This is a genomic window from Lysinibacillus sp. VIII_CA (assembly GCF_049943995.1).
In the GTDB taxonomy this organism is placed as follows: Bacteria; Bacillota; Bacilli; order Bacillales_A; family Planococcaceae; genus Lysinibacillus; species Lysinibacillus pinottii.
In genome coordinates, this window is the sequence record NZ_JBNFXM010000037.1 from 1 (window position 1) to 10,624 (window position 10,624).

At 32.1% G+C, this 10,624-nt stretch carries 14 protein-coding genes; 3 read left to right on the forward strand and 11 right to left on the reverse strand.

The features are described 5' to 3' along the window. Nucleotides 1-9: 9 nt before the first annotated feature. From ACP3VS_RS23585 to ACP3VS_RS23605, 5 genes are all read right to left on the reverse strand, one after another. The gene (locus tag ACP3VS_RS23585; protein WP_141905943.1) at nt 10-270 is read right to left on the reverse strand and encodes a DUF5839 family protein; all 261 of its coding nucleotides are present in this window, start codon (nt 268-270) and stop codon (nt 10-12) included. Nucleotides 271-373: 103 nt separating this feature from the next. After that, nucleotides 374-1,396, reverse strand: coding sequence for a hypothetical protein (locus tag ACP3VS_RS23590; RefSeq protein ID WP_426390182.1), 1,023 nt, complete (start codon nt 1,394-1,396; stop codon nt 374-376). 356 nt (nt 1,397-1,752) lie between these two features. Beyond that, the gene (locus tag ACP3VS_RS23595; RefSeq protein WP_426390184.1) at nt 1,753-2,361 is read right to left on the reverse strand and encodes a hypothetical protein; all 609 of its coding nucleotides are present in this window, start codon (nt 2,359-2,361) and stop codon (nt 1,753-1,755) included. A gap of 333 nt (nt 2,362-2,694) precedes the next feature. Further along, complete coding sequence (locus ACP3VS_RS23600; protein ID WP_426390186.1) at nt 2,695-3,237, reverse strand: RNA polymerase sigma factor; 543 nt, start codon at nt 3,235-3,237, stop codon at nt 2,695-2,697. A 144-nt stretch (nt 3,238-3,381) separates the two neighbouring features. Further along, a complete protein-coding gene (locus ACP3VS_RS23605; protein ID WP_426390188.1) occupies nt 3,382-3,564 on the reverse strand; it encodes a hypothetical protein in 183 nt (60 codons plus the stop codon). Between the two features lie 161 nt (nt 3,565-3,725). Between ACP3VS_RS23605 and ACP3VS_RS23610 the strand changes: the two genes are divergently transcribed. After that, the gene (locus ACP3VS_RS23610; protein WP_369578489.1) at nt 3,726-4,226 is read left to right on the forward strand and encodes a hypothetical protein; all 501 of its coding nucleotides are present in this window, start codon (nt 3,726-3,728) and stop codon (nt 4,224-4,226) included. Nucleotides 4,227-4,267: 41 nt separating this feature from the next. Here ACP3VS_RS23610 and ACP3VS_RS23615 read toward each other — a convergent pair whose 3' ends face one another. The 5 genes from ACP3VS_RS23615 to ACP3VS_RS23635 form a co-directional block, all read right to left on the reverse strand. Continuing rightward, a complete protein-coding gene (locus tag ACP3VS_RS23615; protein ID WP_369578490.1) occupies nt 4,268-4,711 on the reverse strand; it encodes a hypothetical protein in 444 nt (147 codons plus the stop codon). Between the two features lie 435 nt (nt 4,712-5,146). Beyond that, on the reverse strand, nt 5,147-5,665 hold the full coding sequence (locus ACP3VS_RS23620; RefSeq protein ID WP_369578491.1) for a DUF6241 domain-containing protein: 519 nt from the start codon (nt 5,663-5,665) through the stop codon (nt 5,147-5,149). A gap of 46 nt (nt 5,666-5,711) precedes the next feature. Continuing rightward, nucleotides 5,712-6,068 (reverse strand): hypothetical protein, encoded by a 357-nt coding sequence (locus ACP3VS_RS23625; RefSeq protein ID WP_369578492.1) that lies wholly within the window; start codon nt 6,066-6,068, stop codon nt 5,712-5,714. Between the two features lie 35 nt (nt 6,069-6,103). After that, a complete protein-coding gene (locus ACP3VS_RS23630; RefSeq protein ID WP_369578493.1) occupies nt 6,104-6,469 on the reverse strand; it encodes a hypothetical protein in 366 nt (121 codons plus the stop codon). A gap of 672 nt (nt 6,470-7,141) precedes the next feature. Then, nucleotides 7,142-7,927 (reverse strand): hypothetical protein, encoded by a 786-nt coding sequence (locus tag ACP3VS_RS23635; RefSeq protein WP_426390191.1) that lies wholly within the window; start codon nt 7,925-7,927, stop codon nt 7,142-7,144. 98 nt (nt 7,928-8,025) lie between these two features. Here ACP3VS_RS23635 and ACP3VS_RS23640 point away from each other — a divergent pair, with 98 nt between their 5' ends. After that, nucleotides 8,026-8,475, forward strand: a complete 450-nt coding sequence (locus ACP3VS_RS23640) for a hypothetical protein (protein WP_369578495.1) — start codon at nt 8,026-8,028, stop codon at nt 8,473-8,475. A 662-nt stretch (nt 8,476-9,137) separates the two neighbouring features. Here the strand turns inward: ACP3VS_RS23640 and ACP3VS_RS23645 are convergent. Beyond that, nucleotides 9,138-9,299 (reverse strand): hypothetical protein, encoded by a 162-nt coding sequence (locus tag ACP3VS_RS23645; RefSeq protein ID WP_426390192.1) that lies wholly within the window; start codon nt 9,297-9,299, stop codon nt 9,138-9,140. Nucleotides 9,300-9,791: 492 nt separating this feature from the next. Here ACP3VS_RS23645 and ACP3VS_RS23650 point away from each other — a divergent pair, with 492 nt between their 5' ends. Continuing rightward, on the forward strand, nt 9,792-10,007 hold the full coding sequence (locus ACP3VS_RS23650) for a helix-turn-helix transcriptional regulator (protein WP_426390194.1): 216 nt from the start codon (nt 9,792-9,794) through the stop codon (nt 10,005-10,007). Nucleotides 10,008-10,624 lie beyond the last annotated feature (617 nt).

Consider the following 10,624-nt stretch of genomic DNA (forward strand, 5'->3'; position numbering starts at 1 on the left):
TGTAAAAACTTATACTTTTTGGGGTGCTTTTTCTAAAAGCCCTCTAATTCTTTTATATTGTTTTCCTGTCTCTTCAAACTCTTCCCTAAAAACTTCTGTTACTAAGATACGTGCAATTGGTTTTCCGACACTAACAATATCACCTGGTTGGATGTTTAAATCACGTAAATATTTAGGGATGTGCCACGTGTACTTTTTAGGATGTAGTTTCAATACTTCACTTTTTTTACTTTTGATATGAAATCCTGAAAGTGTGTTATTTTGCATCATATATAATCTCCTTTTTTAAAAATTTAAAAGTAATAATTCCCTTTTATTACCTAAAAATAATCATAACAAACTAGAGGTATGGTTTTCACCATTCCTCATTTGATTAGAGATCTCGTAACTTGGCCAATATTCGCTCACGTTCTTGTGCAAAATAGGCTTTCTTTTCTTCTGTTAATTCTTCTTCTTGCTCATGACGAGTCGCAAACCATGCAGGTACCACTTCTACTTTTCTAGTTTTCTCTTTTTCTGATGCTGCAGATGAATTCGAAACCGTTAAATCGTTGATTTTGTTGCGAATAATGGCACTTAGTAAGGCTAAACGGTTGGTTTTAACGTATTGATCGCTCGCTGAAATGGCTGCATCTAATGATTGATACATGATTGTTTCTAATTGGCACTTAGATAGCCCTAGCTTGTCCTCTGCTTTAATTTTTTTCATGGAACCATAGATAACACCTGCAAAGGCTTTAAAGCCCTCTAAAGAGCCTGTACGTGCTTGATAAAGGTCTTTCAAACGATTGTAAAGATTATTTTTCTTATCAGACGCCTGCTTAGTAGACGTCTTTATATCTTTTGATGTTTTAATTTGGTTATTATAGTTAAAAGTCGAATTTGAGCCATTCAGCGTTGATACGCCAACGTTTTCAGCCAAATCCTGATGTTTGTTTTGATGTTTACTCAGATGTTTAAAGTCTTCTTTTAAGATGGCAATTTCATAAGCAGTTAGACGATAAATACCACTTAAAATACTTTCAAAGTTAACATGCTGCACATCCAAAATGACCCGACAACCACTATTCGTCTTTCCTGATTTGTTTCTGGAAAGGATAAATAGCTTAGATTGCTCCATATACTTAAAAGCTGTTGAGATTGTATTTAATCCTACCTCTAATTTGTTGCTCAAATGCTCTCGGCTTACTTTGATAATGCCGTTGTATGTAAGATCATAAATCAATTTTTCTAGCACTCTATGTACTTTCCCACCAGGATAAATTCCTTGGGTTGCTAGTACTTCTTCTAATTGCTGCAGGCGTTCTTCTTTGAGTTGCCGATCTCCATTTTGATTGCCGTATGTCATAAATGTTTGGACTGCTTGGTTTGGTGTAGTTTTTAGTTTATTTTTCATGGTAGTTGCCCCTTTTTGGAAGCAAAAAAGCGTTTCACATCGTGTTTCTTAACGATGCAAAACGCTTTAGATTAAGGAATAATCTTTAATGACCTTTTAATTAACTGTTGAAATGTCTTCTAATTCATACTAGAATGACGTATATAGATAGTATCTATACTTATTACAACAGATAAAGAGTCATTTCACGACAAGCTGCATCGTATGTACGAGATACGATAAAGCGATTAACAAAGGACGGCAATCCGATGTTAGTCACTGGGGAATGGCTTTTTTACGTTCGATTTAGTTATTCTTACCATACGCTAAAGTTAGTAACTTGTAAATATATTCTACGACTATTAGTTTCTATTAGTTTATTGAATAGAGCCATGACGCTTGAAAAATTCTAGTAGAGCAACCTCGACCAACTGCGATTTTTTTATATTTAACTCATCTGCGACACGATCTACTTCTACCACTAACTCCTCTGAAATATAATACGTTTTATTTTTTCTACTTCTCGTATTTAATTTCGCAATCTCATTAAAAATTGATAACTGTTCATGTGGATCCTCTTGCTGAATGCGCTCTTGAATCATCTTTTTTAACACATGAAATTCGTTTTTTGACAGGCCAATGGCGTTCAAAACCTCTAGGTTTTGCTGACTATTAGTTTCTATTAGTTCATTATTAGTTTTTATTAGCTCTTTATTAACTTCTATTAGTTTTCTATTCACTTTAGGAGTTTGTCTTGATGATACTGCTTTTAACTGTGCCAATGCTTCATTAAAAGTCATATCTTTATTCGGAACATCGGCGTCACGTTGCCATTCATGTTGCGATTTATTATAAAAGTACCCTAATGAATTGAATACTTCTCGTATGGTTGTATCACGTGTATTTAAAAACTTTCTAAGCTCTTTTAACGATTTTTTACTCGCGATAAGCTCGGAAACGTTGTTGTCTTTTGTCAGCTCCCACATACTATTCACTCTCCTAATAGTTTCTAATATATTAGTTTATATTAGTTAACTAATAATACTATTACTTTTCTCCAGGTAACGGAGAAAAAAGAGTGGAGCCTTTTTATATAATTTTTTCACTTTCAATAAGTTCGAAGAACGAAGGTACTTTTCTAAATTGTTTTGTTTTAACAACCCTAATGATCATTAACGAAATTTCCTGTTCCAAATCCATCCTATTTTGAAAACTGGTCTGATGTAAAACTGATTTAATTTTAGGCTGCAACATATCTAGAACCTCCTGTTGGAATGCCGTACTTCTTAATTCACTTAATTCATTTATTGGCATCAACATCACCTCGATTTTTTTGAATACTCCTGCCTAATTTTTTGAAAAGCCTGGTTTTTAGCTTTATTGACAGCTTGTTTTGAAATACCTAGTTTTTTTGAAATTTCTTCTTCCGTTAGATTATCTACAAAAATAGAATGCAATATATATTTCTTTTTTGGTCCTAATTTCGAAACAATATTATATAGTTGCTTGTCCTCGAAAATTACTTCCAAATGAGTGAAGTCAGAATGTATCCACTTAGAATCATCATCAATACTTTCATCGGGAATTAAATCAATAAATTTGTTCTCACCATCGTTAATGCCTTTATCTAACGTTAACTGATTAACTTGGTTATTATGACGGATTTGTTTGTCATATCTTTGAGATTCAAAATACAAAACATGGGAAAAATAACTAAGTAATTGAATTTTTCGAACGTGGATTTTAAATAATTTTTCAATAGTGTCTCTCGTATGAGGGGCAGGATTCTCTAAATAACTTTTATACAGCTTGCTTACTTTTTCATTTTCTAAAAAAGATTTTAATAGACGATTTTGAATCAAAAAATCAACTCCTATACAAAAAAAGAAACATACGTTCTATTTTAGGGTAAAAAAAAGAAAACTAACATCCATAATTATGTTCATTTTACAAATTTAACATCATAAAAATAAGAAAAAAATATCATTTATTATTGTAAAAATTAATTACTTATTTTTATTTCCTTGGTTTTCTTTTTGTAATAATAATTGAACTGCATTCGTATTATTATTCACGGCTTCTGCAAGCAATCCAAGAGATTTATCGAACTTCCAAAAGATCAGTAAAAAAGCGACAATTGGAAATCCTGTATTGCTAATCAAGCCGATTAAAAATTCATATTCTCCCATCGAATTCCCTCCTTTCTTTAGTAAAGGGAAATCTATAGACGGTTTGACAACCATTTTCGAAAGATCTTCAAAAAATCCCTTTATATAACAAAGCTGAATACAACAGTTGAATACAAATTTTGATATAATTTAATTACAAAAAAGGAAATCGGGGGAAAAATATGCGTAAACGTATCTTCATAACGATTAGTGTTCTGACCGTTGCTATTGGCTTAATGACATGGGATGTGTACGAAAATAAAGAATCAAAAAAACAAGAAGCTATTGCTAAAGCTGAATTTGAAAAAGTTTATACAGTAGCAGATATTTTTGATGATGCCAATTTCAATGAAAAACCAAATTCTTTAAACATTCGTATAATTGAATCAGAACCTCTAAATCCTAATAAAGTAAATGTCACAGACGAAGAACAGCAACAACGAATTATAGATGCGATAAATAACTTGCAAGTACAAAAAACATTCGGTGCAACTCCGTATGAAGATGTTGATTATGCTATCAATATTAAATCAAATAAAGAATACGGGCTCCACGTATCTGAAAAGAAAAAACAAATTGCTTTTCTAGACTATTCAACGAAAACCGAGGAAAAATTACTTTATGAATACACTATTTTAAAAGGTGATGATGAATTTTTCGATGCTTTAAAGGACATTAAATAACAAAAAAACCTGCTGTAAATAAGCAGGTTTTTTTGTACATATTATTTGTTATATGAAGTAGCCGTTGCAGAATCAATGACTGTCAAAACAGTACGTCCTGTTGCAAGGTTGTACACTTCTGTGTAATTAACCTTAACTGTAACAGATTTGTAACCACCAGATTCAACTTTATCGTTAATTGCCTTGATATTCTTACGACCAGCTCGAGCAGCTGTTGCAAAGTCTTGTCGTACACTTGTCTCTGGCCAAATATGCACTGCGATACGATTTGCAACAGTTGTATTACTTGAAGTGCCAAAAACATCTCCTAAAGCTCCTGCCATTTCAATACGAGACAAACCATTTGCCATAGTGGACTCTGCTGTTTTGGTTTCTAAATACTGCACAGCTAGAGCCATTACATAATCCAATTGCAATATACCTGCGTGTGGATACGTGAATGTTGTAGAAGTACCTTTTCGAGTACCAAGAATAAATGAAGCCATAATGTAATTCCTCCTAAATAGATATTTTTTTATTTGTTATGATTGGCTAACCATCTAACACTCTATAAAGGTAATTTCATTTCGGTTTAACAACCTTTTTTTCAAAAAAAGGTTAAAAAAATTTTTTATGTTCATGAATTTCGACTTTACATAACATTAGAAAAAGACAGCAATGACAAGGGACAAAACCTTGTTATTACTGTCTTTTATATTGTATCTTCACTTTCTCTTTTTAACGCACTAAATCACATGATCTAACTAATAGTTTATTCGTAGAAAAAACTATTGTTCATTTGCTGTATTTCTGCACCGTACCTAAACCAACATTAACTATTTTAGCAATAGAACGTACAGACTACCCTTCTGGAGAGTTCCTTTTTCTAATGACTCCATTACAAGATTTTTTATTTGTAGTGTAATTTGTTGTTCAAACCGTTATCTATCATAGAGAGAATGGAGTAGTTTATGGTCATCCTCAACTGTTGAAAAATCATTTTCTTTCCAACGTTTTAATATATCCAAATATGTTTCACTCTTAAAAAAGACGGCTTTCTCTTCTTCAGCTATCTGCATCAAATTGTCAATTCGTTTCGGTGTTATTTCCATTGAACCTTCTTTTACATGTGTATCAAGCTTTTGGTGTGTCATATCTAGCATTACTTCTTGCACTAGACGCTCATCAAACGTTTTATCTCCACTTTTCCAATCATCAAGCATATCGGCATGAACACCGTCTACCCAAGATAAATCCGTATCTTTTGTTGATTCTTCTCTTCCATCTTCGACAATATTCGAATATGTTTCTTTATCATTTTTATCTATAATCCAAAACGCAACACTCACACTTAAAACTACAACTACAAAAAGAACACCCCAAATATAACTTTTTTTCAATTTTAAACCACCTCTATTAACAATTATCCCAAATTTATTACGCTCAAACAATAGAAACAAAAAAAAGTCTCCTACTTACGCAGGAGACATTATTTAACAGGTTCTATTAACGCTGAAAAGCATTTGTTGATGCTGTATCAATTAGATATTTATAGTTTGCATCAGCATAGATTTTTGCAATAACTCGCACAATGGTTCCATTCTTTTTAAAATAAAGACGACCATCCTTGCTGCTAATTCTCGAATCTTCCCATAAACCAGGACGATGTGCAGCAACCTCAACCCAAGCCTCATACTGATTCGCTTCTTCTAAGAAGAATGCAACATAACCTCGAATCATTATATCTTCTCCAGGTTGACCTTTTAGTGATACATCAACGTAGCTTCCATTGTTTGTTGCACAAACAAAAAGCTTTGCTTTTTTTCCCTGTGATGTAGTAACGCTATTTTCGTAACATGCCATAATATATTCCCCCCAATGTAATATTTTTTGTTGTTTTATTCACGAATGAAGCCATTCGTTGATGCTGTGGAAATTAGGTATTTGTAATTGGCATCAGAATATATTTTCGCAATAACTCGAACCAAACTCTTTCCAGAAATATAAGAATGAACAATCCGAGCAGTTTTGTCTTTAATAGTAGAATCTGCCCATAAACCTTCATTCTGGGAAGAAACCTGAACCCAAGCCTCATACTGATTCGCTTCTTCTAAGATTAATTGGACATAACCTCGAATCACTTTAGTGTCACCCGGTTGACCTTTTAGTGATACGTCAACGTTGATACCATTGTTTGTTGCACAAACAAAAAGCTTTGCTGTTTTCCCCTGTGATGTGTTAACGCTATTTTCATAACATGCCATAATATATTTCCTCCTAGATTGTTGTAGTTTTTAAAGTGTTGTTCGAACCAACAATCTATAAAGGGAAATCCGTAGAAAAAAAACAACCTCTTTCCGAAAAAACTTTTAAAAAGAATGTAAATAAGCTGGACAAGGATAAGACCAAAATTTGGCGTCTTAAATATTTTGATAACCCTTACATCAATATTTAATTAATTTATTTATATAAAGTTATTTCTTTATTTTTTAATTTTTTTGTATTAGCCGATCGCTCTAATGGGGTGTACTCTCCCAAATACAAAATCATTCTTCTTGTTTTTTTATTATTCAGGGCATATTTCACCCTCCCGATAGTCTTACAGTAGCCAAAATTACTGTTCAATTCTTAGCCTAGAAGAATCATTAGAGCGAAGACAGTTTATCGGCCTATGAGGCCAATCGAAATATCATTTCTTGGATAATGGTTCATCTCGATTGTTCTCAGAAACTTAACAAAACAAAAGAAAAAGGCAGTAACGACAAAGGATAAACTCTTGTCATTACTACCTTTTTAGTTAAATCATAAGTTATTGTATATGCAGCATTTTATACAACTTTGGTTTAACAGCGTTTTGGGGCTTTTTTGTGACGCTACAACATGTATACATAAAGGTGCTTTTTAAAACTCTAAATTTTCTATATAACTATTGGATTTTACCAATTTAATGTAGAAGCAAAATCGGCTGTATCTATTGTTTTTCCAACTGAAACACCGAATACCCCTTTAGAAACACTAAATGAAGGATTGAAAATTGTTCTTGCGTGTGCATATTCAAATTTAAGATTTGTTGAACCAGTACTATTTGTCATATAAACATTTTGACTAATATATCCTGAATGACCAGATCCACCTTGTACAATATCATATAAAGCAGCAACGCCATTACCTGGAGCCCAATCATCTGGATAAACACTATGTTCTCTAAGGTTTTTTATTCCTCTTTCATATGTAGCGTATTCATGAGAATGCTCAGATATTTTACCTCCACTTGTAGGCAGAAGTATACCAAGTCCAGATTCAAATCCAATTGACATACCATCAACATAGGTATTAATAGGAGCAGTTATCCATTTCCAAGTCCCATATAAATTATATCTTTTTTGACCACTACTATTATTAGATAATTTCACTGCTTTACCAGTGATTTTTAGTTTACTTTCACTAATACTTCCAAATGTAGTAATTCTCCCTTCTTCAAATGTAGGGATTTCATTAAAAGTTACTATTTCAGACTCTTCTAATACAACTTCTGCATCTTCTGCTATAAACATTCTAAGTTGTTCCAAAGGTAATATTTCTAAATCTTCATTTTCTAACCCTACTTCATTTAGTAGAATTTCTTCTTCTTCTTGTGTTAAACCTTCTGACGCAAAAGTATTACCTGTACCGAGAGTAACAAATAAAAACAATCCGAAAAGTGAAATGCAAATTTTTTTCATTTATACCATTCTCCTTCCATTTTTAGCATTCATATCAAATTATGGTATAATAAAATTGCAAAGTATATAGACAAAAATACCTAAATGAGGTGGTTAAATTGAAAAAAGTAGTTTTGTTTTTATTAATAATTGTCGTAGTATTGATTTCATATTTATTAATTAATAATAATGACCAAGAAAAAAAATTACATTTAATAGGAGAACTCAAACTTGAATCTGAAAATACTCCAATAAAAAAATTTAATTTTTCAGTTACATCTGTTGAAACAGAACCAATTACAATTATATTTAGTAAAATAAATGATATAAGTCTCTCCTTACAAAGAACAGAAGGAAGCAAGGAATATATCCTGCCTGAATCATTGATATATGATATTCCTAAACGAAATATAGGCGATAAAATAACATTAAAGCCTAATGAAGCACTAGAATATCCGATAGCAGTAGATACAAAAAAACTAACTCCAGGAAAATATGAATTAGTTGTCAAATTCTCTGCTGAAAATGTTGAAATAATTAAACAAACTATTGATATAGTCATTGAGTAAGAGTTTTTATTGGGAAGAAGTGAATAAGTATTTAAATCTAAAGAAGGACGGTTAAACTGTCCCTTTTTTGATTTAAATACTCCCTAACTTCAAAAATCGGAATCAATTTTATGTATATTAAGAAGGGCAATATTATAGCTGCCCATGTAACAAAATTTCATTCCTTTTTCAACCGATATACCTATCATTTCGTTCTCCATATAGTTCTACTTTGTTATGTATACAATTTTAAACCTTCCTGTATACCATTCCAACCCAAGTGCGACGCGCTTTTCGAGTGTGCTGTAGCACACTCTTAATCCTGCACGTTGTACTTGGCTCTTTTCACGCACCTAAGATAACTCTTAGTAATTCTGATTCAAAAAAGTAAACTAGTTTAAACTAATTTACAAAGTTAAGAAATATACACGATTTTATGCAAAGTGAAGAACAAGCCAAACAAGTAAAAATACTGTTATATCAACGTTTACTCTAACTGTATAAAAAAGTGTATAAACAATGTTCATAAGAAAAGCCACGAAACGTTGATGGTACAACATTTGTGGCTTTTTAATGTGTTTCCAAACTTGCATTTGGGAACGTTTTTTTTATTTTAATATTCATTTATATTCAGTTGAATTTAATTGCTATTTAGAATCAACATACTGGTCGGGTACGTTTTCTCATGTACTGCACTTTCTACGTACCTCTCTCTTAAATCGTCTAAAAAGTTTGCTTTCATCAAAAGTTGCTCCTGGAATAACGCTATTTACTGAATCTCTAAATGACCTTCTCATTTCTGAACTCAAGTGATCAATAATTTCTTCAATATTAACTTTTGCCATATGTATCACCTCATATTTCCATTTTTAATTTCTCATGTGAATTTCGACATATTATTTCAAATTCCTAGAGTAGGCCGTACTGAAGAGCATAAGGGAAATTTGCTATCACTTGTGGTGTTAGACTAGGCAGAGCCTAGTATTTCGGTGTACCCATGAAAAAGTGCGATTCTTCCTATTTTCTACACAAACTTACGTTCGTTTCTATATGTTTCCTACATACTTTTCCAAACAAATAATCTATGCAGATTTATCCTCAACAGCAGCACTTTTTTTCTTGATATTGAAACCAATCATTTCAATTGCTCTATCAATTTCTCTTATTTTTTTGCAAAACCTAAACAATTCCACTCCCCGGTTACATTATTTCTCGTTGAACATTTGAATTCCCTAATTTTTTATATGTTTTTGAGACCTACAAACATATGTAAAGTTGAAAATATATGCGTCAAAACTTAAAATTTAGAGTTAAGACGCATATAAGGAGGGGTGGATTTGCTAAAGCGATTTTTTAAAAATAATAAACATGAAAAAAATGATGAGAAATGGAGAGGTGGAAACCCTAATGGTCGTCCTAAGTTAAGCATCAATGAGTCGAAGTTACTACATTTAAAAGATGCTGGGAAAAGTAATCGAGAAATTGCACGAATATTTGGCGTTTCGGAAGCTACCATTCGGAGAAGATTGAAAGAGAATAAAAGTGAATTGTAGTCATAGTAGCTGTATATATTTTGTTTATATCTTTCCTGAGGAATGTATATCATTCCTCATTTCATTGATATCATGAAAAAGCTAGGCCCTGCCTAGCCCCACGACTATGTTGGGTGCACTTTTTCCTTATGCTCTTTAAATTTTTGTCCTCTCATTACTGCCTAATTCGAGATAGTTATATCAATAAATCTTGTATAATTTGTATTTTTTTAAGTAAACTTTTCCTTATTTTACTTTCAGTCCCTTTGTTGGATAGCTTTCAATTCAAGAAATCGATATTCTAATTAAGGTACCTTTTTGTCCTTCTGCACAAAGGGCAAAAAGGCACTATTTATATTTGGTTAGTACATAATCATGTTAAAAAGTACAAAAGGATGCCTAGTAGGCATCCTTTTGTACTTTTTGTACCTTGAAAGTTTTTTTATTCTACTCATAGTTTTTTTCTTTACAATTCGAGCAAAACGACAATAAATATAGCTGCTTATTTTGAGAAAGGTCATAATTCGGTAAGACAAAAAATACTACCCGATCCTTGCATGTTGTAAAAACTTATACTTTTTGGGGTGCTTTTTCTAAAAGCCCTCTAATTCTTTTATATTGTTTTCCTGTCTCTTCAA

Coding starts and splice junctions, on each gene's coding strand:
- ACP3VS_RS23585 (WP_141905943.1), bottom strand. CDS start 270: ATGATGCAAAATAACACACTTTCAGGATTTCATATCAAAAGTAAAAAA.
- ACP3VS_RS23590 (WP_426390182.1), bottom strand. CDS start 1,396: ATGAAAAATAAACTAAAAACTACACCAAACCAAGCAGTCCAAACATTT.
- ACP3VS_RS23595 (WP_426390184.1), bottom strand. CDS start 2,361: ATGTGGGAGCTGACAAAAGACAACAACGTTTCCGAGCTTATCGCGAGT.
- ACP3VS_RS23605 (WP_426390188.1), bottom strand. CDS start 3,564: ATGGGAGAATATGAATTTTTAATCGGCTTGATTAGCAATACAGGATTT.
- ACP3VS_RS23610 (WP_369578489.1), top strand. CDS start 3,726: ATGCGTAAACGTATCTTCATAACGATTAGTGTTCTGACCGTTGCTATT.
- ACP3VS_RS23615 (WP_369578490.1), bottom strand. CDS start 4,711: ATGGCTTCATTTATTCTTGGTACTCGAAAAGGTACTTCTACAACATTC.
- ACP3VS_RS23625 (WP_369578492.1), bottom strand. CDS start 6,068: ATGGCATGTTACGAAAATAGCGTTACTACATCACAGGGAAAAAAAGCA.
- ACP3VS_RS23630 (WP_369578493.1), bottom strand. CDS start 6,469: ATGGCATGTTATGAAAATAGCGTTAACACATCACAGGGGAAAACAGCA.
- ACP3VS_RS23635 (WP_426390191.1), bottom strand. CDS start 7,927: ATGAAAAAAATTTGCATTTCACTTTTCGGATTGTTTTTATTTGTTACT.
- ACP3VS_RS23645 (WP_426390192.1), bottom strand. CDS start 9,299: ATGGCAAAAGTTAATATTGAAGAAATTATTGATCACTTGAGTTCAGAA.